The following is a 23,047-nucleotide window of genomic DNA, read 5'->3' on the forward strand; positions in this document are numbered from 1 at the left end:
TGGGATGCCCAATATATGGGGCATCCCGCCGCTGAGCCGATAACTCACCCTCATCTGAGCAAACCGCTCAGATCCGGTACGGCCAGCCGCCCCGCCATGAGCTGCGCCGCGGCCACCCGGGAGGACACCTTCTCCTGCGACATGCGGGCCGCCACCAGCCCGGCCACGATCGGCGTCGCGAACGACGTGCCGCTCCACTCCGCCAGGCCGGTGAACGTCGCCTTGTCGCCGTCCTGCAGCGTCGCCAGGCAGGTGCAGCCCGGGTAGAGGCCCTGGTCGGAGAAGCGGCAGGTGGTGCGGTGCGGGTAGCCGTACTGGTAGGGGCCGGAGGTGAAGGCGTTGACCAGGCGCTCGCCCGGCGCGTACACCGTGACCCAGTCCCCGTGGTTGCTGAAGCAGGCCCGGCCGAGCCCGTCCTCGCGTAGCGCGCCCACCGAGATCACCACGTCGCCGGAGGCGTTGACCGGCTCCGCGGCGTACGCGGCCGGCCAGAACGGCAGCGTCTCGCCGTCGTTGCCCGCCGCGGCCACCAGGAGCGTGCCCGGGTGGGCGGCCAGCTCGTCCATGAAGGCGGCCAGGCCGAGCAGCGCGCCGGCGTTCTGGCTCCTGGTGCCGGCGGACAGGGCGACGATGTCCGGCCATCCGTGGGCGTCCAGCGTCCGGAGCAGGGTCAGGCCCAGCTCGTCCTCCAGGGCGGCGCCGGCGTACGGGAAGGCGTTGTAGACGCGCACGTCGGCGGCGGGGGCCACGCAGCGCAGCACGCCGGCGATGAACGTGCCGTGGCCCACGTACGGCTTGATGAGGCCGTAGGTGTCCAGTTCGTCGCCGGGGGCGGTGACGTCGCCGGTCACCGGCGGGATGTTCGGCATGCCCGAGCTCTGGGCCAGCCACTGGTGGTCGAGGTAGTCGTGGACGAGGCCGGTGTCGAGGACGGCGACGGTCACGTTCTCGCCCCGGTCGCGGCCGGAGAGGGGCGGATTGAGCGGCCCCGCGCTCGGGACCGGCTCGTCGCCCGGGCACAGGTTGACACCCGCGACGGACACGAAGTGGACGAGGCTCGACTCGATGTTCTCACCGGCCAGGTGCTCGACGGTGCGGTGGAGGTCCCGCGAGCCGACGCAGAGCCTGCGTACGGAGCTGCGGCCCGCGCTCCTCGGCCCGGCCACGCGGACCGCGTCGGGGCCCGGCAGCAGGCCCTGGACGGCCGCGGCGGCCCGGTGCGCGTCGGCGTCGCGTACCAGGACGTGCTCGTCGAGGTGGGCGAAGAGCGGCTGGACGTCGGAGCCCGGGGCGGCCCCCTCCGGGCCCGCCGCCGCGCGCATGCCGTCCGGCAGGGCGGCGTTGATGATCTCCAGCTGCTCCCAGAATCGGGTGTCCGATGTGGCCATGCTCTCCGTCCCTCTTAGCGTGTACGTGTGTATGAGCGGCCAGAGGGCCGGCTGATACAGCACGGGTCTACCATCGACTCGTGTCCCGTGAAGATCCGCATGACCTGCTGGCCATGGTCTTCGCGAGGCCCCGTGAGGCCCTGGCGTCCGCCAAGGCGATGCTGGCCGCGGGGCGCGGACCGTACGAGTCCTCGATCGCCAGGCAGGCGCTGGGGATCCTGCACCGCGAGTTCGGCGACCTCGAGGCGGCCATCCGGGAGCTGCGGCAGGCCGTACGCCTGGCGCGGCGCGCGGGCTCGGCCGACCGCGAGGCCGACGTGCTGGCCACGCTGGGCATCGCGCTGCTGCACGCCGGGCGCTCCAGAGCGGGGTTGTCGGCGCTCGACTCGGCGGCGGCGCGGGCGGACGGGACGACCCGGGCGCGGGTGCTGTTCCGCCGCGCGGGGGCGCGCTGGATCCTGGGGCGGCACGCGGAGGCGCTCGACGACCTGCGGGACGCGGTGCCCGCCCTGCTGGCGGCGCGCGACACGGTGTGGGCGGCGCGGGCGATGACCCTGCGCGGGCACGTCCAGCTCGCCCTGGGCTCCGTCGCTCCGGCCGAGGCGGACTTCCGTACGGCCCACGACATGCTGGGCACGACCCGGCAGGAGCACGACTCGGCCGTGGCCGTGCAGAACCGGGGGGTGGCGGCGTTCCGCACGGGAGACCTGCCCGCGGCGCTGGACCTGCTGGACGAGGCTGAACGGCGGTTCGGCGCGCTGGGCACGCCGATGTTCGACCTGATCGCCGACCGGTGCGCGGTGCTGCTCGCCGCGGGGCTCGCCAGGGACGCCCTGGAGCAGGCGGACGGGGGGCTGCGCCTGCTGGCGCGGCTGCGCGGGCAGGCGACCCGGCGCGCCGAGCTCCTGCTCATCGCCGCCCGGGCCGCTCTCCAGAGCGCCGACCCGGTCACGGCCATGGAACGGGCGGGGGAGGCCCGGCGGCTGTTCGCCCGCCAGCACCGCACCTGGTGGTCCGAACACGCCCGCCTCATCCTCCTCCAAGCCGAACACGCCACCCTGACCGGGAACGGGGCACCCCTCGAGGCGCGGGCCGCTGCCGGGGGTGGGGCGTCGCCCGATGGCGGTGCGGCCTGGCGGAAGCTGCTCGCCGAGGCTCGGCGGCTCGCCGGGCGGCTGGCGGGGCTGGGGTCGCCTGAGGTGTGGCAGGCGCATCTGCTGGCGGGCCGCATCGCGCTCGTCCTGGGCAGGCCAGGCGCGGCCGAGCGGCACCTGGCCAGGGCCGCGGACGTCAGGCACAAGGGGCCCGCCACGACCCGGGTGGGCGGCTGGCTGGCGGAGGCGCTCAGGGCCGAGGCGGCAGGGGAGTCGCGCCGTCTGCTGCACGCGTGCCGCGCCGGCCTGGCGCTCATCGAGGAGCATCGCCTCACGTTCGGCTCGTCCGAGTTACGCGCGCTGGCCACCGCCCAGGGCGCGGAGCTGGTCACGCTCGCCCAGCGGCACCTCCTGCGCGCCGGACGGCCGCGCCGCCTCCTGGCCTGGACGGAGCGGTGGCGGGCCACCGAGCTCGCCGTGCCCGCCGTGTGCCCGCCCGAGGACGACCGGCTCCTCGCCCAGCTCGCCGCCCTGCGGCAGGCCGAGCACCTGCTGGCCCAGGCCCGCCAGGACGGCGCCGCCTCGGCCGCGACCCTCGAGCGTGACAGGAGCCGCCTGGAGTCCCGCGTACGGGCCACGACGCTGCGCACCCGCGGCGGCCGCGAGCGCAGCGAACGCGACGACGACCGGACGGAACAGCTCCTGGCCGCCCTGGGCGAAGGCCGGCTGGTCGAGTTGGTCGCGGTCGACGGCACCCTGCACGTCCTGCTCTGCGGGGACGGCACCGTGCGCCGTCACACCGTGGGACCGATGGATCGGGCCGTCGCCGAGGTCGAGTTCGCCCGCTCCAGGCTCCGCCGCCTGGCCTACGAACGCCACCCCGACCAGCGCGAGCTCCACGACCTCGGCGCCCGCCTGGAACAGGCGCTCCTCGGCCCGATCGCCGGTGGGCCGCTCGGCGACGCGTGGCCGTTGAGAGGGGAGCCGCTCGTCGTCGTGCCGCCCAGCACCCTGCACACCACCCCCTGGGCCTTGCTGCCCTCCCTGCGCCGCCGGCCGTTCACCGTCGCCCCCTCCGCAGGGGCCTGGCTGCGCGCCAGGGCCGCCCGCCGTCCCGATGAGGGCCGCATCGCCCTCGTACGCGGGCCCGGCGTCCCCCACGCCGACGCCGAGATACGCGAGATCGCCCGGCTGCACGGCGACATCGCCGTCCTGGCAGGGGGCCAGGCCACGGCGCCCGCCGTCCTCGACGCCATCGACGGCAGCCCGCTCGCCCACCTGGCCGCGCACGGCACGTTCAGGGCCGACAGCCCGCTGTTCTCCTCCCTCCACCTCGACGACGGCCCGCTGACCGGCTACGACCTCGAACGCCTGCGCCGCGCCCCCCACCACCTCGTCCTTTCCAGCTGCGATTCCGGCCAGATGGCCCCCGTCGGCGCCGACGAGCTGCTGGGCCTGGCGACCGCCCTGCTCCGCCTCGGCACCGCCGCAATCGTCGCCAGCGTCGTCCCCGTGAACGACGAGACCGCCGTGCCCGTCATGGTCGGCCTGCACGACGGCCTGCGCCGCGGGCTGGGCCTCGCCGAGGCGCTGTGCCAGGCCAGGGGCGACGACGTGTCGTTCATAGCCATCGGAGCGGGCTGATCGGCCACGCTGCTGATACCTTGATCGGAAGCGCGTGATCATGAAACAATTTCCTAACAGATGCATATATCCCAGGGGTATTTGGGGGACGGTCGCCCATGATCCGCGAGCTCATCGAGCGGCCTTAGGATGCCCGACCACGAGCTGGACGAGGCGTTCGAGCTCGGCAGGGCATGCGCGCTGGCCGCTGAGTGCGGCAGAGACCTGCGGCGCTGCGCCCAGATGTACAGGGGGCTGTTCCCTGCGGCGGCCTTCAACGCCGATGATTACAGCGCACTGACCCTCTCCATGGCCTTCAGCGCCCCCTGGGCCACCGCCGCGCGCCTGAAGGTCGCCAACCGGGCCGCTCTGTGGGTCCTGGCCGTGGACCGGCTCGTGGACCACACCGCGACCACCCGCGAGCAGGTGAACCGCCTGACCAGCGAATGCCTGTCCGTCGCCGACGGCGCCGTGCCCCGGTCGGCGGTCACGCGGTTCCTGGCCGATCTGCGCGACGAGTTGGCCACCGTCAAGGAGTTCGACGGCCTGCGCTGGCTCTGGCGCGACCAGCTCGCCAGGATGCTGGCGGGCATGGCCAGGGCGTGGGTGTGGCGCGACACGCGCACCGTCCCCACGCTCGACGGCTATCTCGACAACGCCGACAGCCGCGGCTCGTGCTTCGTGGACGTGTCGCACTGGATCTACACGGCCGACGACTGGGCGAAGGCTCACCTGGACGAGCTGCGGCCGGTGAGCTGGCGGGTTCAGCGCTACCTGCACCTGCTCGGAGACGTGGCCTCGTACCGCAGGGACATGAGCTGGGGCGACCTGAACGTGCTGGCGCTCGGTGTCAGCCGCGCCGAGGTGACCGACGCGATGGCCGAGCTGGCGCGCGAGGCGGCCGGCCTCATCGAGCCGGTACGGGCCCGCAGCCCCCGCACGGCCGTCTACCTGCGAAGACAGATCGGATTCAATGCCGGTTTCGTCGGCATTTCGGGCTACGGTCCGGCACGTTAAAGGGCGTGTCGGATTCCATGACAAGCATGCTTGACAGATTGCCGGTTGGTCCGGCGAATAGGGTGAGGCAGGCGACAAACCGTGACATTTAGTTTCTTGTAAAAGATTGCGGCTTGAGTGGAAAATGTGGCGTTGCTATGGTGTCTCGATGCCAGGCATGTGGAGCGACCTTCTCAACACACCTTGACAGGTACCACTGACCACGGCACCTCAGGGGCGGGTTGTGCATGCGCGGGAGATGTACAGGCGGTGCTGAATGCAATTTGGTCGCTCTGACCACTGGCGGCTGCCGACGGCGATCAAGATCTTGGTCGCCGGAGGATTCGGCGCGGGCAAGACCACGATGGTCGGGGCCGTCTCCGAGACCAGGCCGCTGCGTACGGAAGAGGCGCTCACCCAGGTAGGGAGCCACATCGACGACCTGTCAGGCGTCGAGAGGAAGCTCACCACCACCGTCGCCATGGACTTCGGGCGCATCACCATCGCCAACGACTACATGCTCTACCTGTTCGGCACGCCCGGCCAGGAACGTTTCTGGTTCGTGTGGGACGAGCTGGCCATGGGCGCGCTGGGCGCCGTCGTGCTGGCCGACACCCGCCGCCTCGACGACTGCTTCCCCGCCGTCGACTATTTCGAGAAGCGCGAGCAGCCGTTCATCGTGGCGCTCAACCACTTCGACGGCACCCGCCAGTTCACCGTGGGTGAGGTGCGTTCGGCGATAGGCCTGGAGCCGGAGATCCCCATCGTGCACTGCGATGCCCGCAGGCGCGACTCGGGCAGAGAGGTGCTCATCACGCTGATGGAGCACGCGATGCGTATGGGCGCCTCGCCTGTCGGGACCATGTCGTGACCATGACCGGCTAACCTTTTGGCGATGGAGGAGATCGACCGCCGGATCGTCACGCTGCTGGCACGCGACGGCCGCATGAGCTTCACCGACCTGGCCAGGGAGACCGGGCTGTCGGTCTCAGCGGTGCACCAGCGCGTACGCCGCCTCGAAAAACGCGGGGTCGTGCGCGGATACGCCGCGATCATCGACCACGACGCGGTGGGGCTGCCGCTGACCGCGTTCGTGTCGATCAAGCCGATCGACCCGGCCGCGCCCGACGACGCCCCCGAGCGGCTGGCCCACCTGACGGCCATCGAGGCGTGCCACAGCGTGGCGGGCGACGAGAGCTACATCCTCAAGGTACGCGTGGCCTCACCGGCGGCGCTGGAGGACCTGCTGCAGCAGATCCGCGCCTCGGCCAACGTCTCGACCCGCACGACGGTCGTGCTGAGCACCCCGTACGAGCACCGCGCCCCCGAGGTGGCCGCCGAGCCCCCCTCCGGCCCGGACGCCTGACCACCCTCCGGTCCCACCCTCCGGTCACGGCGGCACCGGTTCATTCCAGCCCGCCGCGCTTGACCAGCTGGCCGGCGATGACGTTGCGCTGGATCTCGTTGGTGCCCTCGCCCACGATCATCAGCGGCGCGTCCCGGAAGTAGCGTTCCACGTCGAATTCGGTGGAGTAGCCGTAGCCGCCGTGGATGCGCACGGCGTTGAGCGCGGCTCTCATGGCGGCCTCGGAGGCGAACAGCTTCGCCATGCCGGCCTCCATGTCGCAGCGCTGACCGGTTTCGTAACGCTCGGCGGCGTGCAGGATGAGCTGGCGGGCGGCGGTGAGCTCGGTCGCCATGTCGGCGAGGTAGTTGCCGACGGCCTGGTGCTTCCAGATGGGTTTGCCGAAGCTCTCCCGTTCCTGTGCGTAGCGCAGGGCGTCGTCGAACGCCGCCCGGCCCACCCCGAGCGCGCGGGCGGCCACCTGGATGCGGCCGACCTCCAGGCCCTTCATCATCTGCGCGAAGCCGTGACCTTCCTCGGTGCCGAGCAGGGCGGTGTGCGGTGCCCGGTAGCCGTCGAAGGCCAGCTCGCAGCTCTCCACGCCCTTGTAGCCGAGCTTGGGCAGGTCGCGCGAGACCGTCAGGCCCTGCCGGTGTTCGACGAGCAGGATGGAGACGCCCTTGTGGCGGGGCCGTGCGGCGGGGTCGGTCTTGCACATCAAGGCGATCAGCTGGGACCGGCGGGCGTTGGTGATCCACGTCTTGGCGCCGTCGACCACGTACTCGTCGCCGTCCCGGCGCGCGGTGGTGGTCATGGCCTGCAAGTCCGAGCCGCCGCCCGGTTCGGTCAGCGCCATGGTCGCGCGGATCTCGCCGGTCGCCATCTTGGGCAGGTAATGGTCCTTCTGCTCTTGCGTACCGAAGGCGAGGATGAGCTTGGACACCACGGTGTGCCCGCCCATGGCACCGGCCAGGCTCATCCAGCCGCGCGCCAGCTCGGCGGTGACCAGGGCGTAGCACGGCATGGACACCGGTGCCTCGCCCCAGGGTTCGGGGATGGCCAGGCCGAAGATGCCCAGCTGTTTCATCTGCTCGATGAGCTTGCCGGGGTACTCGTCGGCGTGTTCCAGGTCGCGGGCGACGGGCCGGACCTCGCGGTCGACGAAGTCGCGGACCGTGTCGACGACGGCTTGTTCCTCAGAGGTGAGCATGGTCATGCCTTCTCGGTGATGGGGCGGGTGATGGAGGGTGGTGCGCCGATCGCGCTCGCCGTCACAGCGGAATTCGTACCCCACGATGACGAACGCCATCGCGCCACCGCGGCCTTGCCCGACCTCCACGCGACGGACGCTGGAACGGCGCTCGATCTCGTCGCCGCCGGGATCGGCGGCAGGAACGCGGCCTCGCGGGGATGGCCGTCACTTCCAGGCGGGCTGTCGGTACGAGTCGCGTCATGAGGTACACGCGATTGCGTCAACGCAGATCGGGACCGCTCGGCGAAGATCCGCATCGGGATCTGGAACTCGTCCAACGTGCCCACGGTCCACCCACCGCCGTGCAGGTAGACGAGCGCCCCGTACGGCCCTGTCCCCGTGCCGGGGGTATGGGCCCGTACCGGCACCGACCCATGCGGCCCGGGCAGAAGGAGAGTCTCCACCGACCCGATCGTCGGCCAGGGTCCCTCGGCGAGCACCCGATGCGAACGCCGGGCATCGGCGATCCGCTCATCGGCACCCAGAATCGTCGCAGAAAGCCTCCTCTGTGGCCGCCTGCCCGCCGACCCCGCCGATAGCGCCAAGGCACAGCAAGGGCGTTTTCAAGATCGGCCCATCAGCCAGGAACAGACCCCTGCTGGTCTGGGCCGACGCAATCGCGTGTACCTCAGTACATGAGTCTTGCCGACACCCCTAGGCGGGCGGTGAGCCGGCCTGGTCCACGATGACCTGGGCCAGCGCGCGGGCCGCCAGGGCCGGGCGGGCGGCGGGGCGGGTCACGGCGTGCGCCAGCACCCCGTCGATGAGGACGAGCAGCTGGTCGGCGCCGAAGCCGGGAGAGGGGTGGCCGAGGCGGGTCAGCTCGGCCGCGAACAGCTCGTGCAGCCCGTCCTTGTACGCGCGCACCGCCGCGTGCGCCGGATGGCCGGGATCGCTCAGGGAGAGCTCGGCGGCGGTGTATCGGCAGCCGTGGAACGGCGAGCGCGTGGCGATCCGGTCGAGCTCGTCGAAGACGGCGAGCACGCGGTCGCGCGGGTCGTCGCCGGCGGCGTCCATGACCTGGTGGTAGCGCTCCCGTGTGGTGGCGCCGGCGGTGCGCAGGACTTCGGCGATGAGCTCGTCCTTGCCGCCGAAGTGCTGGTAGAGCGAGCGGCGCGCGACGTCGGCCTGCTTGAGTATGGCATCCACGCCGACGTGCACGCCCTCGGTGTAGGTGAGGTCGCGGGCGGTCTCGAGCAGCCGCTCGCGGGGTCCTGGTCGCGTCATGGTCACCTCGTCGATCTCTGGAACGCCCTTGACCGTATACCGATCATTCTATCTAATTCGGCTGTGAGTATACCGACTGTTCTATCTACTCCCTCGGCCCGCACGGGCACCCTCCCCACGGTCCTGACCGGCGTGTTCATCACCATCCTCGACTTCTTCATCGTCAACGTCGCGATCCCGGCCATCCAGCGCGACCTGCACGCCGGCACGGCCGCCGTCGAATGGGTCGTCGCCGGGTACGGCCTGGCCTACGGCTCCGGGCTCGTCCTCGGCGGGCGCCTCGGCGACATCGCCGGCCGCCGGCGCATGTTCGCCATAGGCCTGGCGCTGTTCACCGCCGCCTCCGTCGCCTGCGGCCTGGCACCCACGCCGGCCACCCTCATCGCCGCCCGCATCGCCCAGGGCGTGTCCGCGGCGCTGCTGACGCCGCAGGTGCTGGCCATCCTGCGCGCCACTTACTCCGGGAGCGCCCAGGCCAGGGCCATCAACGCGTACGCGCTGACCATGGGCCTCGCCGCGGTGTTCGGCCAGCTCGCCGGCGGCCTGATCATCCAGGCGGACCTGTTCGGGCTCGGCTGGCGGGCCTGCTTCCTGATCAACGTGCCCATCGGCGCCGTCGCGCTGGCCCTGGTGGGGCGTGTGGTGCCGGAGAGCCGTTCGGAAGGCGCCGTACGCCTCGATCTGGGCGGGACCGCGCTGGTGACCGTCGGGCTGGTGGCCGTCCTGCTGCCGCTGATCGAGGGCCGCGAGCAGGGCTGGCCGGCGTGGATCTGGCTGTCGTTCGCGCTGGCCGCCGCCCTGTTCGCCGCGTACGGCAGGCGCCGCCACGACGCGCCGCTGATCGATCCGGCCATGTTCGGCGAACGGGCCTTCACCGCCGGGCTGTTCACCCAGCTCGCCTTCACCATGGGAATGTCCGCGTACTTCCTGATCTTCGCCCTGTACGTGCAGGACGGCCGCCACCTCGACGCCCTCCAGGCCGGCCTGATCTTCATCCCCATCGGCGCGGGCTACCTGGCCGGCTCGCTCCTGGCTCCAAGGCTCGCCGCACGCCTGGGCCGGCAGGTGATCGCCCTGGGCGGCCTGACCAGGGCGGCCGGCCTGGCCGCGCTGCTGGCGCTGGTCGCGCAGGACCGGCCGCTCGGCTGGCTCGTTCCCGCGCTGCTGCTCGACGGGCTCGGCATGGGGCTCGCGCTCGCGCCCATCATGAGCACCGTCCTGGCCCGGGTCAGCCCCCGGCACATCGGGTCGGCCGCGGGCGTGCTCACGACCACCCAGCAGGTCGGCTCGGCCCTCGGTGTCGGGGCCGTCGGCATCGTCTTCTACGGCGCCGTCGCGGACGGCGTCGGCCCGGCCTTCCGGCACGGCCTGGTTTACCTCATCGCCGTCACCCTGCTCATCTCCGCCCTGGTCCAGCTGCTGCCCCGTGCAACTGGCCCAGGACGGCCCTAGCCCGCCCCCGAGGGGTCGTAGCGGGCGCGCAGGCGGGTCTTGGCGGCCTCCGCGGCCCCGAGGTGCTCCAGGCCGAGCAGCGCCGCCCCCACGATCGGGGGCACGTCGGCCAGCACGAGCTTCGCCCGCGGCGCCCGTACCGCGAACGCCGAGTCCAGCAGTGACATCAGCAGCGGATCCCGGGCCGTCAGCATGCCCCCGCCCAGCACCACCTCCGCCGGCGTCTCCAGCAGGCCCAGGCGGCGCAGGCAGACCTCGGCCAGCACCGTCACCTCCTCCGCCTGCCGCTCCACCAGCGACCTGGCCACCGCGTCCCCGTCCGCGGCCATGGCCAGGACGCCCGGCGAAAGCTCGTGCAGCCGGTCCTCGGCCAGGCGGCCGAAGTGCACCTCCAGCACGAGCTCCTCGACCGTCGCCGTGCCGAAGTGTGAGGTGATCAGGCCGGTCAGCGCGGTCGGGGTGCCCCGGCCGTCCTCGGCGCGGGCGGCGTACCACAGTGCCTCCTCCGCCAGGCCCTGGCCGCCGCCCCAGTCGCCGCTGATCCGGCCGAGTGCGGGGAATCGGGCCACGGCGCCGGTGGGGGAGACGCCGACCGCGTTGATGCCCGCCCCGCACACGACCGCGACCCCCCAGGGGGCCGACGCGCCCGCCCGCAGCAGCGCGAACGTGTCGTTGCGCACCACCACGTCCCCGCCGAGCCCTCTGGCGGCGAGCTCCCGCGCCAGAGCCTCCTCCTCGACGGGCAGATCCGCCCCCGCCAGGCAGGCCGACACGTGGTCGAACCCGCCCGCGGGCCGCGGCAGCGTCGAGAGCGCCTGCTCCACGACGCTCACCGCCGCCTCCACCCCGTCGCGCTGCGGTGCGAACCCGCCAGAACGGCCTGTGGCGAGCACCTGGCCGTCCTCCGACACCACCGCGACGTCGGTCTTGCTGTTGCCGCCGTCCACGGCGAGCACGAGCCTGGGGCTTGCCACTAGCCCACCGTCCAGGGCAGGTGCGCGCGGTTGGCCTCCAGCAGCAGGCCCGTCAGCTCCTCGGCGATCTCGTCCTGCCCGACCAGGGGGTGGGCGAGCAGCGCGTCCCGCACCCGGTCCGCCCCGCCGTGCAGGGCCGCCTCCAGGGCGAGCGTCTCGTACGCGGACACGTGCGCGATCAGCCCGGCGTACAGGGGCTCGACGGCGGGCACCGGCAGCGGCACCGCCCCGCCCGCCCCGACGGTCGCCGGCACCTCGATCACCGCCTCGTCGTCGAGGAACGGCAGCGTACCGGCGTTGCGCACGTTGACAATCTGAGTGTCGCCCCGGTCCCCGAGCAGCGACGCGATCAGCGCCACGGCCGCCTCCGAATAGAACGCCCCGCCCCGCTCCGACAGCAGCTCCGGCTTCGTCACCACGGCGGGGTCGGCGTACAGCTCCAGCAACCGGCGCTCCAGCGCCGCCACCTCCGCCGCCCGCGACGGCTTCGAGCGCTGCTCGCGGACCACCGCGTCGTGCGCGTAGAAGTAGCGCAGATAGTACGACGGGATCGCGCGGAGCCGCTCCAGCAGGGCCGGCCGCAGCCCGAGGCTGTCGGCGATCTCCTGGCCGTGGGTGCGCAGGATGGACGGCAGGACGTCCTGCCCGTCCAGGTAGACGGCCCGCTCCCAGGTCAGGTGGTTGAGCCCGACGTGGCCGAGCGAGATCCGCGAGGGGTCCACCCCCAGCTCGGCGGCGAAGTGGCGCTGGAAGCCGATCGCCACGTTGCACAGCCCGATCGCCCGGTGCCCGGCGTCGAGGAGGGCCCGGGTGACGATGCCGACGGGGTTGGTGAAGTCCACGATCCACGCCTGCGGCGCGAGCGACCGTACGACGGAGGCGATCTCCAGCACGACCGGCACCGTGCGCAGCGCCTTGGCCAGCCCGCCCGCGCCTGTCGTCTCCTGCCCCACGCACCCGCAGCGCAGCGGCAGCGTCTCGTCCACCTCCCTGGCCGCCTGCCCGCCCACCCTGAGCTGGAACAGCACCACCCGGGCCCCCGCGACCCCCTCCTCGACCGAGGAGGTGGCCAGCACGCGCGCCGGGTGCCCCGCGTGCGCCAGCATCCGCCGCGACACGCCCGCCACCAGCTCCAGGCGCGTCGCGTCGGGGTCGATCAGGGCGATCTCCGTCACCGGCAGCTCGTCGCGCAGTCGCGCGAACCCGTCGATCAGCTCAGGCGTGTACGTCGAGCCACCCCCGACCACGGCCAGTTTCAACCCTTCACCCCCGTCAAAGTCACGCCCTCGATGAACACTCGCTGGGCGAAGAAGAACACGATGATCACCGGTGCGGTCACCAGCAGCGTGGCGGCCATGGTGAGGTTCCACTGCACGCTGTGGAACGCCTTGAACGTGGCCAGGCCGAGCGACAGCGTCAGATGGCCCTGCTCGACGCCGGCGTACAGCAGCGGCCCGTAGTAGTCGTTCCAGCAGTAGAAGAACTGGAACAGGGCGACCGCCGCGACCGCCGGGCGGGCCATCGGCAGGATCACCCTGACCAGGATCGTCAGGTCCGAGCAGCCGTCCACCTTGGCCGCGTCGGTGTAGTCGCGCGGGATCGTGACCAGGAACTGCCGCAGCAGGAAGATCGAGAACGCGTCCCCGAGCAGCATCGGCAGGATCAGCGGCCACAGGCTGTCGGTCAGCCCCAGCCGCGCCCACACCAGATAGATCGGCACCGCGATGACCTGCGGCGGCAGCATCATCGCGGTGATCACCAGCAGGAACGCCAGCCGCCGCCCAGGGAAGCGGAAGCGGGCCAGCGCGTACGCCACCGGAACGGACGACACCACGGTGAAGAGCGTCCCGAGCACCGCGTACATGAGCGTGTTGGCCGCCCACCGCAGCAGCATCGACTTCTCGAACACCACGGCGAAGTTGTCCCAGTTCCAGCTGCGTGGCCACAGGTCGCTGGTCAGCGCCTGCTGGTCGGTCATCAGCGCGGTCAGCCCGATGAACACCACCGGCGCCAGGAACATCAGCGCCAGCGCGACGGCCAGGGCGTGGGTGGCGATCCAGACCAGCAGCCGCCGCCTGCGGGCCCTGACGCCGTCGTGGCGCGTGTGCGTGGCCACCGTGCGGGGCGGCGCGGTCACCGTGGCGCTCATGACGCCTCCTCGGCCCGGCGGAACTGCCGCAGCAGGATCAACGTGAAGATCATCGAGGTGGCGAACAGGAGCAGCGCGAGTACGCAGGCGTACCCCATGGTGTAGTCGCGGAAGCCGACCTGGAACAGCCACTGCGGCAGCGTGAGCAGCGACTCGTCCGGATAGCCGGGCGAGAACGAGCTGCCGGGGGAGTCGGTCGCGCCCGAGGCCACGCGGGAGGCGATCATCGCCTGCGTGAAGTACTGCAGGGCGAAGATGACGTTCGTGACCAGCGAGAACATCAGCACCGGCGCGATCGCCGGCAGCGTCACGCTGCGGAACTGCCGCCACGGGCCCGCCCCGTCGATGGCGGCGGCCTCGTACAGGTGCCGGGGCACGTCGAGCAGCGCGGCCATGAAGATCACGACGAGCTGGCCGCAGCTCCACAGCGACAGCAGCGTCAGGCTCGGCTTGGACCAGGCCGGGTCGCCGAACCAGTCGGGCCCCTGGATGCCGAACAGGGCGAGAAACTGGTTCCACGGCCCGGTCGCCGGGTTCATCAGGAAGACGAACGTGATCGTGCCGGCCGCCAGCGGCACCAGCGACGGCAGGTAGAAGATCGTGCGGAACAGCCCGGCCCCGGCCTTGAGCCTGACCACGAGCTGCGCCAGCGCCAGCGAGCACAGCACGGTCGCCGGCACCATGATGAGCACCAGCCACAGCGTGTTCTTCGCCGAGGTCAGCACTCTCGGGTCCTCGAACAGGTAGCGGTAGTTGTCCAGGCCGGCGAACTCGAGGGTGTACATGTCGTAGCGGTGGAAGGAGAAGTACACCGTGGACAGCAGCGGGTAGACGAAGAAGATCGCCAGTCCGGCCAGCCATGGCGACAGCCACACGAGAGCGCGCAGGCCCTCGCGGCGCCGCCACACGTCAGCGAGCGAGGTCACCTCAGCCCCCGGACAGCTTCAGCTTGTCGTCGATCTGCTTGTCGACGCTCTTCAGCCCGGCGTCGAGGTCGGGTACGGCGCCCTTCTCCCACTTCTCGATGAAGCTGGACAGGGCCTCCTGGTTGAAGACGCTGTTCACGCTGGCGGGGATGGTCGAGGTCTTCGGATGGGCGAAGATATCCAGAAAAGTCTTGAAGTTGGCGTCTTTGGCGAGATCGGGGGAGTCCATCGCCGCCTTCGTCGTGGGGACGTTGCGCAGCGCGTTCGACAGCGTCACCAGCGAGGCGGTGTCGGTGGTGAGGTGCTTGATCAGCTCCCACGCCTGCTGCGGATGCTTGGCGCCCTTCGGCACGCCGATCACGGTGCCCGCGGTGAAGCCGCTGCCGTACAGGTCGGGCCGGTCGTCGGCGACGGGCAGGGGAGCGGTGCCGTAGTCGAGGTCCTTCGCGTCGCCGGCGATCATGGCGTTACGCCACTCACCGTCGAGCACCATGGCGACCTTGCCCTCGTAGAACGGGTGCTTGGCGCTCCACTCGTCGCCCAGGCTCTTGCGGAACTTCTCCAGGTTGGCGTAGCCGTACCAGTCGACGAGCTCCTTCTGCCAGGTGAGCAGCTTCTTCCAGGCAGGGTCGGAGCCGATGGCCGAGGTGCCGTCGTCGTTGTACCACTTGGCGCCCGCCATGGGGGCGAGGTGGCTGGGACTGTTCTCGTAGTACTGGACGCTCGGGATGAAGCCGGCCACCTTGATCGTGCCGTCGGCGTCGCGCACGGTCAGCTTCTTGGCCAGCGCCGTCAGCTCGCTCAGCGTCTTGGGCGGCGCGTTGCCCTTCATCAGGGCCTTGTTGTAGTAGAGGCCGTACGCGTCGGCCAGCAGCGGCAGCGTGCACTGCTTGCCCTCGAAGCTCGAGTAGGCCCGCGCCACCTCCGGCAGCACCGACAAGTCGATGCCGTCCTGCTTGATCACCGGGGTCAGGTCCTGGAACGATCCCGACTTGCACCATTGGGCGACGCTGTCGGTCGTGAACGAGGCCGCCACGTCGGGTGCGTTCCCGCCGCGGATGGCGTGGGTGATCTGATCGTCCTGGACGCCCTTGACGGCCTTGACGGTGATCTGCGGGAATTTCTGGTTGAAGCCCTTGATGGCGTCCTCGAACGCCTTGACCTCGGCATCGGTGGAGAAGCCGTGCCACAGCTCCAGTGTGGCCGCGGGGAGGGGCTGCGAGGCGGAGCCCGAGGGTCTGGGCTGGGCGCCGAGCGACGGCCCTGCCTCCTTGTTCGCTGTGCACCCGGTCAGAGTGCACGCGGTCAGCGCGAGAGCCGCGGTGACCGCCAGGGGGACGAAGCGCACGGGGGGTGCCTCCTGCCGGGGATCATGGTGAGAAGGTAGGTGCGGAAGCCGCTACCTGCGGTGAGCCGCCGGACGCGGCCACGGTTGAGCTGAAGACCTCGTCGCGGACGGTGTGGAGGGCGAGATCGAGGGCGCCGGCCAGGACGGGGTTGCCTTCGACGTTCGACAGGCGGACCCGGGGCTGCGGGATGGTGAGCGCGTGCAGCTCGTGCTCGACCAGCTCGCGCAGGGTCTCGCCGCCCGACAGCACGATGCCGCCGGTCAGGATCACCAGCCCTGGGTCGACCACGGAGGTGATGGCGGCCAGCCCCACGGCCAGGCGGGCGGCGATGTCGCGCAGCCCGGCCCTGGCGTCGTCGGCCTTCTGCCCCTTGCCCTGGGCCGCCTTGACGGCGTTGGCGACGGCGTGCTGGAAGTCGGCGCCGCGCACGCCGTAGGAGCGCAGCAGCTTCAGCACGGCCGGGCCGCCTGTGAGCGCCTGGTAGCCGTGGTTGGCGTAGCGCCCCGCCTCGCGGGCCGTGGGCGCGCCCGGGGTCGGCATGTAGCCCACCTCGCCCGCGCCGCCCGTGGCCCCCCTGTGCATGCGCCCGCCCAGCACGATGGCCGCGCCGATGCCCTCGTCGGCCCAGAGCAGCACGAAGTCCTGATGACCCTGGGCGGCGCCGTGCGCCTGCTCGGCCAGCGCGACGAGGTTGACGTTGTTCTCCACGTCCACCGGCACACCCAGGCCCGCGCTGAGGGCGGGCACCAGGTCGGGGATCTGCCATCCTGGCACGTCCTTGGCCGCGGCGTACCCGAGCCTGCCGGTGGACGGGTCGACCGCTGCCTGTACGCCGATCACGACCCTGCGCGGCTTGTCCGGCGGGTTCGCGCCCCGCAGGGCGGCGTCGAGGCGGTCCACGAGCTCGCCGTGGGGCCGGCGCGGGGTCGGCAGCGTGTGCTCGCCGACGATCGTGCCGGTGATGTCGGCCACCTTGGCCTCGATCCGGTCCGGGGTGACGTCGAGAGCGGCCACGTACGCCGCCGCCGGGTTGATGCGGTAGACCTCGGCCGTACGCCCGGGCAGGCCCTCCCTGATGCCGTCGAGCACGACCAGCCCCGCCTCCTGCAAGCGGGAGAGCAGTTGAGATGCTGTCGGCTTGGACAGCCCGGTCAGCGTGCCGATCTCGGGGCGCGTCAGCGGGCCGCGTTCGAGGAGGGCCTGCAGGGCGGCGCGATCATTGATGGCGCGTAGCAGACTAGGGGTCCCCGGGACCGGACCGCTCACGAATGGATCTCCTTGCTAGCGAGTTAGGAAAGTTTCCTAACTCGGAACATAAGGAGTTGGCCCGTGCCGGTCAAGGGGTGAGACCAAGACGTAACAGGAGGGGATCAAGAGGAAAGAGATGGAGTGCCTCAACAGGCATGCTAATGTCGTCGTTTGTCGTAACAACAAGCAGAATGGCCCGGAGTGTCCCATTAACCACAATAATGGTCAGGCGGCAACTCGTCAAACAGAGCTCGCCAGGGAGCAGGCGTACGTCACCCGACTCTACGACCGCCTCGACGAGCTGCGCGAGCGTACCCAGCGACAGCTCAAGGAGGTCCTGGCCGCGGGGGCCGTCGGCACGATGCAGAACAGGTCGGAGCGCGACACGTTCGCCGAGATGTACGCCACCAGGCTCGCGCGGCTGTGGGCGGTCGAGCGCGGCCTGGTTTTCGGTCGCCTCGATCACCTCGACGAGGGCCGGCTGTACATCGGCAAGATCGGCATGACCGACGACGAGCAGATGCGGCTGCTCATCGACTGGCGGGCGCCGGTGGCGCAGCCGTTCTACCGCGCCACGCCGGCCGCGCCGATGGGCGTGACCAGGCGCCGCCACCTGCAGACCAAGGGCCGCACCGTGGTCGTCGTCGACGACGACCTGCTGGACCTCGACTCGCTCACCGACGACGACCGCGCCACGCTCAACGGCGAGGCCGCGCTGCTGGCCGCGCTCGACGAGCGGCGCACGGGCCGCATGCGCGACATCGTCGCCACCATCCAGGGCGAGCAGGACCGCGTCATCCGCAGCGACCTGAACGGCGTGCTGGTCGTGCAGGGCGGCCCCGGCACAGGCAAGACCGTCGTGGCCCTGCACCGCGCCGCGTACCTGCTCTACACCCACCGCGAACGCCTCGAGCGCCGCGGCGTGCTCATCCTCGGGCCCAACCTCACCTTCCTGCGCTACATCGAGCAGGTCCTGCCCTCGCTGGGCGAGACCGACGTGCTGCTGTCCACGGTCGGGGAGCTGTACCCGGGCGTGACCGCCGCCGCCAGGGAGCGCCCCGAGGTGGCCGCGCTCAAGGGTGACCTGCGCATGGCCGAGGTGATCGCCAAGGCCGTGCGCGACCGGCAGCGGGTGCCGCGCAAACCCGTCGATGTCACCATCGGGCGCATCACGCTCACCATCGACCAGTCCATGCTCGAGGCCGCCAGGAACAAGGCCACCCGTTCCCGCCGCCCCCACAACCAGGCCCGCGCCGTGTTCGTTCGCTCGCTGCTCAACGCCCTGGCCAGGCAGCAGGCCCGCAAGATCGGCAAGGGGCTCATCGACGAGGAGGAGCTGGCCGACCTGCGCGAGGAGCTGCGCACCGAGCCGGTGGTCAAGTCCGCGCTCAACCGGCTGTGGCCGTACCTGACGCCGCAGCGGCTCCTGCTCGGCCTGTACGGCTCCCCGGAGCGCCTCGGGTACGCGGCCTCGGGGCTGAGCCCGGAGGAACGCGCGCTGCTGCGGCGCGACGGCGGGGAGTGGACCGAGTCGGACGTGCCGCTGCTGGACGAGGCCGCCGAGCTGCTCGGCGAGATCGACGAACAGGTGCTGCGCGCCACCGCGATGCAGGCCGAAGAGGAGCTGGCCGCGGCCAGGCAGGCCGAGGAGCGCGAGCGCGAGGCCGAACTCGCCTACGCCCGCGAGGTCCTGGAGCTGACCGGGCTGTCCGACGTCATGGAGGCCGAGCGCCTGGCCGAGCGCCAGCGCGGCGAGGGCCCCTACCTCACTACCGCCGAACGCGCCGCGGCCGACCGCACGTGGGCCTACGGGCACGTGATCGTGGACGAGGCGCAGGAGCTGTCGCCGATGGCGTGGCGGGCCGTCATGCGGCGGTGCCCGACGCGCTCGATGACCATCGTCGGGGACATCGCGCAGACCGGGTCGGCCGCCGGGGCGCGGTCGTGGGAGGAGGTCCTCGACCCGTACGTGGCCGGGCGGTGGCGGCAGGAGCGGCTCACCGTCAACTACCGCACGCCGGTGGAGCTGATGGCGGTGGCCGCCCGCGTCCTGGCCACCATCGACCCCTCGTTGCAGGCTCCGACCTCTGTGCGCGAAGCAGGCGTGCAGCCGTGGTCGGCGCCGCTGTCGGCGCTGCCGGAGCTGGCCAAGGCCGAGGTCGGGGAGGGCGGCAAGGTCGCCGTGGTGGTGCCTGACGCGCTGCTGGAGCCGCTGGGCGCCGAGGTGGCCGCCGTGGTCACGGGCGCGGTCGTGGTGACGCCCGGTTCGGGCCGCTCCCCGGGGACCGGTTCGGGGCGTTCTGAGGGGTCCGCTTCGGGAAGTTCTGCGGGGTCTTCCTCGGGGCGGGCCGGGGCGGCGGCGGCTCTTGACGCCCCGGTGGCCGTGATGGCGGTGGCGGACGCGAAGGGGCTGGAGTTCGACTCGGTGATCGTGGCCGAACCCGACCTCATCGCCGCCCAGTCGCCACGCGGCCCGAGCGACCTGTATGTTGCTCTCACCCGTGCCACACAGCGGCTCGGGGTGGTGCACGAGCGGCCGCTGTCGCGGGCGCTGAGTGGCCTGCCAAGCCGCTCACCGGCGCCCAAATGAGCTTTGATCGGCTTCCGGCCCATGTCCTACCTGCGAAAACTTGATGTTTCTGCTGATCGGGACACGGTTGACATCTGAGGTGGAGTCGGTAGTTTGCTGCGCAGTCCAGCACGGGACTTGGCCGGTTGGCCGTCTCTGACATCGTCGGATCCTGCGTCCGTGACGGAGCGTGACTTCGTCCACACAGCCAGGTGCAGGGCCGTCGGTCCGTCGAGTCGGGGCACCCCAACCGGGCGGGGGGTTGGACCCGGGACGGGTCCGGGAGCCCAGTAGACAACGGAATTCCGCGCTCGCCGCCGACGAGACGGGTCCGGTCCGAAGGGTTTCCGGGCCCTCTTCCCGCTCTCGTGCGCAGGACCGACATGTGCGCCGGGTGATCCCGTAGGCCGCGGGATCACCCTGCCGCCCCCTGAAATGCCGATTCTTTCGATCTTCTGGTGCCGCGCTGGCTTTGAGCGCGCCCGCGGGGCGGTAGCGTTTTCGCAAGCAGGCGTGCGATTCGGCGGAGGAGACCCCGGAGTGGTTCAGGAGAGAACGAACCTACCGCCCACCCCCGGGCGCGACTCTTCGCATGCCGATGCCCCGCCACCGGCCGCCGCCGCGCCGGAGGCGCCTGTGAACGGAACGCTTCCCGACGGCTCGCTTTCTCCCGACGCTTCGCTTTCTCCCGAGGCTTCGCCTTCGACCGGCGACGGGGGAACGCCCGCACCCGACGCGGCACCGCCCACCGACGCCGCCCCCGCACCCGTCGCCGCCACGGCCGACGCCGTTTGGTCCTCCGACGCCGCGCCCGTAGCCGCCCCGTCGGACACCGCGCCCTCTTCGGATGCCGCGCCCGCGTCGGCACCCACGTCTGGGGCCGCGCTCGCGTCCGACGCCGCAGCCGCCGCCACGTCCGATGCCGTGCTCGCGTCTGGCACCGCGACCGTGTCCGAGGCCGCGCCTGTTCCTACGCCCGCGTCGGCGCCCACGTCCGCGCCCGGGGCCATGCCGCCGCCCGGCACCGCGTCCGAGTCAACGACGGCCTCCATTCCCGAGTCAACGACCGGCCCCGCGTCATCCGCATCCGCGCGAGGCGGGCGCGTGGAGGGCCGGGGGGTGCTCGCCGCACGGGTGGTGGCGGGCGTGGCCGGTGGGCTGGCGCTCTACGCCGCGTTCCCCCCGCTCGACTGGTGGCTGTGCGCCCCGCTCGGCATCGGGCTGATCGTCGCGTCCCTCTACGGCGCCAGGCCCAGGAGGGCCGCCTGGCTCGGTTATCTGACGGCCGTGGTGTTCCTGCTGCCCACCCTCGCCTGGGTGCGGACCATCGGCGACGACGTCTGGCTCATGCTGGTCGGCACGGAAAGCGTGTTCTACGCCGCCATGGCCGCGCTGGCCGCGCTGGTGTTCAGGCTGCGGGCCTGGCCGTTGTGGTTCGGCGGGTTGTGGGTGGCCATGGAGTGGGCGCGCGGCCTGGTGCCCATCGGCGGGTTCCCCTGGGCACGGGTGGCGTTCAGCCAGAGCGAGTCGTTGTTCACCGAGTACGCCGCGCTGGGCGGCGCGCCGCTGGTGTCCTTCGCCGTCGCCCTGTGCGGTGCCCTGCTGGCCTACGCCGCCCTGGTCAGGCCCCAGGCCGGCCCCGAGGCCCCACAGGGCAATGCCGCATGGCGCAGGGCCGTGCCCGCGGCGCTGGCGCTGGCCGTGCCGGTCCTGACCCTGGCGATCCCCAGGCCGGGCGACGAGGGGCGGACCGTCAACGTCGGCATCGTCCAGGGGAACGTCCCGGGAAGGGGCATGGGCTTCCTGGGCGACGAACCCGCGGTTGTCCTGAAAAATCATGCTAACGAGACGAAACGCCTGGCTGAAGCCGTACGCGCGGGAAAGCTCCCCAAACCCGACTTCGTCGCCCTCCCCGAGAACTCCACCGACATCGACCCCTACAGCGACCCGTACGCCCGCCAGATCATCCAGGACTCCGTCCAGGACGTCGGCGTGCCCACGCTGATCGGAGCCGTGGTCGCGATCGGCGACGAGAACCGCGCCACCCGCAGCCTCGTGTGGGACCCGGTGACCGGGCCCGGCGCCTACTACGACAAGCAGCACCTGGTCCCGTTCGGGGAGTACACGCCGTTCAAGGACATCGTGCTGGCCCTGTGGAAGCGGGCGAGCCTGGTCGGCAGGCAGTCGGTCGCGGGCGACAAGCCGGGCGACCTTAAGATGGGGCCGGTCACGATCGGCGCGGTCAACTGCTACGAGGTCGCCTACGACGACACCGTGCGCGGCACCGTACGCGCCGGAGGCACCCCCCTGGTGATGCAGGCCAACAACGCCACCTACGCCCTGTCCAACCTGCCGCCGCAGCAACTGGCCATGTACAAGCTGCGCGCCGTGGAGCACAACAGGGCGGTGGTGGCCGCCGCCACCACGGGGATCTCCGCGTACATCAGACCTGACGGTAAGGTCTCCTGGCGGACCCGCGAACTGGTCGCGGACATGAATGTGGTCAAGGTGCCCGTACGCACCCAGGAAACGATCGCCACAAAAGTGGGCGCGCTTCCCGAATGGGCATTGATGGTGATGGGAGTGGCGGCGGCAGGAGTCGCCGCATGGCGTGGCAGGCGGCGAGGCGATCGGATGAGGAACGATTGATGATGGAGACTCTCGGCCGGGTGCTCGTCGTCGTGCCCACCTACAACGAGCGCGACAATCTGCCTACGATCGTGGAGCGGATTCGGGCCGCGGTGCCGGAGGCCAACGTGCTCGTGGCCGACGACGACAGCCCTGATGGCACGGGCGAGGTCGCCGACGGGCTGGCCGCCGCCGACGATCACGTGCACGTCCTGCACAGGGAGGCCAAGCAGGGCCTCGGCGCCGCCTACATCGCCGGGTTCCGCTGGGGCCTGCGGGAGGGCTACGACGTCCTCGTGGAGATGGACGCCGACGGCTCGCACCAGCCCGAGGAGCTGCCCAAGCTGCTCGAGGCGCTGGTCGACGGCGCCGACCTGGCGATCGGCTCCCGTTACGTGCCCGGCGGCAAGGTGGTCAACTGGCCCCATCGGCGTGAGCTGCTGTCCAAGGGCGCCAACCTCTACACCCGGGTCATGCTGGGCCTGCCCGTACGCGACGCGACCGCCGGGTTCCGCGCCTACCGCGCCGCCACCCTGGAGAAGGTGGGCCTGTCAGGTGTGGAGTCGCAGGGCTACTGCTTCCAGGTCGACCTGACGCTGCGCACGTCCAAGCACGGGCTGCGGGTGGTGGAGGTGCCGATCACGTTCGTGGAGCGCACGATCGGCAAGAGCAAGATGAGCGGCAAGGTCATGTCCGAGGCGCTGTGGCGCATCGGCCTGTGGGGCGTCACCGGCCTGCCCAAGCGGCTGCGCGGCGGCGGCCGTAACTGAGCGTGGTCTCAGGACGGACGGAACGCTTTCCGGTCGCCGCGCGTTGTTCGTGCTGTA

17 protein-coding genes are annotated in these 23,047 nt (G+C 71.4%); 8 read left to right on the top strand and 9 right to left on the bottom strand.

Annotated features, from left to right (window positions below):
- Nucleotides 1–50: 50 nt before the first annotated feature.
- Nucleotides 51–1,388 carry a S8/S53 family peptidase gene (locus ACQPWU_RS26375; RefSeq protein WP_433444389.1) on the bottom strand — a complete coding sequence of 446 codons (1,338 nt, stop codon included), beginning with the start codon at nt 1,386–1,388 and terminating at the stop codon, nt 51–53.
- A gap of 80 nt (nt 1,389–1,468) precedes the next feature.
- Here ACQPWU_RS26375 and ACQPWU_RS26380 point away from each other — a divergent pair, with 80 nt between their 5' ends.
- The 4 genes from ACQPWU_RS26380 to ACQPWU_RS26395 all read left to right on the top strand — a co-directional run bounded on the left by ACQPWU_RS26380 (nt 1,469) and on the right by ACQPWU_RS26395 (nt 6,467).
- Nucleotides 1,469–4,126: a CHAT domain-containing protein gene (locus ACQPWU_RS26380; protein WP_433444390.1), complete on the top strand. Its 2,658-nt coding sequence runs from the start codon at nt 1,469–1,471 to the stop codon at nt 4,124–4,126.
- 129 nt (nt 4,127–4,255) lie between these two features.
- Nucleotides 4,256–5,122 carry a terpene synthase family protein gene (locus ACQPWU_RS26385; RefSeq protein WP_433444391.1) on the top strand — a complete coding sequence of 289 codons (867 nt, stop codon included), beginning with the start codon at nt 4,256–4,258 and terminating at the stop codon, nt 5,120–5,122.
- A gap of 256 nt (nt 5,123–5,378) precedes the next feature.
- Complete coding sequence (locus tag ACQPWU_RS26390) at nt 5,379–5,972, top strand: GTP-binding protein (protein ID WP_433444392.1); 594 nt, start codon at nt 5,379–5,381, stop codon at nt 5,970–5,972.
- A 24-nt stretch (nt 5,973–5,996) separates the two neighbouring features.
- Nucleotides 5,997–6,467: an Lrp/AsnC family transcriptional regulator gene (locus tag ACQPWU_RS26395; protein WP_433444393.1), complete on the top strand. Its 471-nt coding sequence runs from the start codon at nt 5,997–5,999 to the stop codon at nt 6,465–6,467.
- A 40-nt stretch (nt 6,468–6,507) separates the two neighbouring features.
- Here the strand turns inward: ACQPWU_RS26395 and ACQPWU_RS26400 are convergent, their stop codons facing one another.
- Complete coding sequence (locus ACQPWU_RS26400; protein ID WP_433445294.1) at nt 6,508–7,662, bottom strand: acyl-CoA dehydrogenase family protein; 1,155 nt, start codon at nt 7,660–7,662, stop codon at nt 6,508–6,510.
- Nucleotides 7,663–8,352: 690 nt separating this feature from the next.
- Complete coding sequence (locus ACQPWU_RS26405; RefSeq protein ID WP_433444394.1) at nt 8,353–8,925, bottom strand: TetR/AcrR family transcriptional regulator; 573 nt, start codon at nt 8,923–8,925, stop codon at nt 8,353–8,355.
- Nucleotides 8,926–8,988: 63 nt separating this feature from the next.
- Between ACQPWU_RS26405 and ACQPWU_RS26410 the strand changes: the two genes are divergently transcribed.
- Complete coding sequence (locus ACQPWU_RS26410; RefSeq protein WP_433444395.1) at nt 8,989–10,377, top strand: MFS transporter; 1,389 nt, start codon at nt 8,989–8,991, stop codon at nt 10,375–10,377.
- On the opposite strand, the gene ACQPWU_RS26415 is transcribed toward ACQPWU_RS26410, so the two are convergent.
- The 6 genes from ACQPWU_RS26415 to ACQPWU_RS26440 are packed head-to-tail and all read right to left on the bottom strand — an operon-like array spanning nt 10,374 to nt 17,041.
- On the bottom strand, nt 10,374–11,351 hold the full coding sequence (locus tag ACQPWU_RS26415) for an N-acetylglucosamine kinase (protein WP_433444396.1): 978 nt from the start codon (nt 11,349–11,351) through the stop codon (nt 10,374–10,376). The genes ACQPWU_RS26410 and ACQPWU_RS26415 overlap by 4 nt on opposite strands.
- Nucleotides 11,351–12,610 (bottom strand): 6-phospho-beta-glucosidase, encoded by a 1,260-nt coding sequence (locus tag ACQPWU_RS26420; RefSeq protein WP_433444397.1) that lies wholly within the window; start codon nt 12,608–12,610, stop codon nt 11,351–11,353. The genes ACQPWU_RS26415 and ACQPWU_RS26420 overlap by 1 nt, the downstream gene beginning before the upstream one ends.
- Entirely contained in the window at nt 12,607–13,500 is an 894-nt protein-coding gene (locus tag ACQPWU_RS26425; protein WP_433444398.1) for a carbohydrate ABC transporter permease, read from the bottom strand. Before ACQPWU_RS26425 ends, ACQPWU_RS26420 begins: the two co-directional genes overlap by 4 nt.
- A complete protein-coding gene (locus ACQPWU_RS26430; protein ID WP_433444399.1) occupies nt 13,497–14,426 on the bottom strand; it encodes a carbohydrate ABC transporter permease in 930 nt (309 codons plus the stop codon). Before ACQPWU_RS26430 ends, ACQPWU_RS26425 begins: the two co-directional genes overlap by 4 nt.
- A 1-nt stretch (nt 14,427) precedes the next feature.
- A complete protein-coding gene (locus ACQPWU_RS26435; RefSeq protein ID WP_433444400.1) occupies nt 14,428–15,774 on the bottom strand; it encodes an ABC transporter substrate-binding protein in 1,347 nt (448 codons plus the stop codon).
- Between the two features lie 22 nt (nt 15,775–15,796).
- Nucleotides 15,797–17,041, bottom strand: a complete 1,245-nt coding sequence (locus ACQPWU_RS26440; protein WP_433444401.1) for an ROK family transcriptional regulator — start codon at nt 17,039–17,041, stop codon at nt 15,797–15,799.
- A gap of 118 nt (nt 17,042–17,159) precedes the next feature.
- Here ACQPWU_RS26440 and ACQPWU_RS26445 point away from each other — a divergent pair, with 118 nt between their 5' ends.
- From ACQPWU_RS26445 to ACQPWU_RS26455, 3 genes are all read left to right on the top strand, one after another.
- Nucleotides 17,160–19,613 (top strand): HelD family protein, encoded by a 2,454-nt coding sequence (locus tag ACQPWU_RS26445; protein WP_433444402.1) that lies wholly within the window; start codon nt 17,160–17,162, stop codon nt 19,611–19,613.
- A gap of 1,083 nt (nt 19,614–20,696) precedes the next feature.
- Nucleotides 20,697–22,241 carry an apolipoprotein N-acyltransferase gene (lnt, locus tag ACQPWU_RS26450; RefSeq protein ID WP_433444403.1) on the top strand — a complete coding sequence of 515 codons (1,545 nt, stop codon included), beginning with the start codon at nt 20,697–20,699 and terminating at the stop codon, nt 22,239–22,241.
- Complete coding sequence (locus tag ACQPWU_RS26455; protein WP_433444404.1) at nt 22,241–22,990, top strand: polyprenol monophosphomannose synthase; 750 nt, start codon at nt 22,241–22,243, stop codon at nt 22,988–22,990. Before lnt ends, ACQPWU_RS26455 begins: the two co-directional genes overlap by 1 nt.
- The last annotated feature ends 57 nt before the right edge of the window (nt 22,991–23,047 follow it).

It is taken from the genome of Nonomuraea sp. CA-141351 (assembly GCF_050944675.1).
Taxonomy (GTDB): domain Bacteria; phylum Actinomycetota; class Actinomycetes; order Streptosporangiales; family Streptosporangiaceae; genus Nonomuraea.

Excerpts from the sequence above, each read along its gene's own strand:
- ACQPWU_RS26425 (WP_433444398.1), bottom strand. The coding sequence starts at position 13,500 with ATGAGCGCCACGGTGACCGCGCCGCCCCGCACGGTGGCCACGCACACG.
- ACQPWU_RS26455 (WP_433444404.1), top strand. The coding sequence starts at position 22,241 with ATGATGGAGACTCTCGGCCGGGTGCTCGTCGTCGTGCCCACCTACAAC.
- ACQPWU_RS26400 (WP_433445294.1), bottom strand. The coding sequence starts at position 7,662 with ATGACCATGCTCACCTCTGAGGAACAAGCCGTCGTCGACACGGTCCGC.
- ACQPWU_RS26385 (WP_433444391.1), top strand. The coding sequence starts at position 4,256 with ATGCCCGACCACGAGCTGGACGAGGCGTTCGAGCTCGGCAGGGCATGC.
- ACQPWU_RS26375 (WP_433444389.1), bottom strand. The coding sequence starts at position 1,388 with ATGGCCACATCGGACACCCGATTCTGGGAGCAGCTGGAGATCATCAAC.
- ACQPWU_RS26405 (WP_433444394.1), bottom strand. The coding sequence starts at position 8,925 with ATGACGCGACCAGGACCCCGCGAGCGGCTGCTCGAGACCGCCCGCGAC.
- ACQPWU_RS26390 (WP_433444392.1), top strand. The coding sequence starts at position 5,379 with ATGCAATTTGGTCGCTCTGACCACTGGCGGCTGCCGACGGCGATCAAG.
- ACQPWU_RS26445 (WP_433444402.1), top strand. The coding sequence starts at position 17,160 with ATGGAGTGCCTCAACAGGCATGCTAATGTCGTCGTTTGTCGTAACAAC.
- ACQPWU_RS26395 (WP_433444393.1), top strand. The coding sequence starts at position 5,997 with ATGGAGGAGATCGACCGCCGGATCGTCACGCTGCTGGCACGCGACGGC.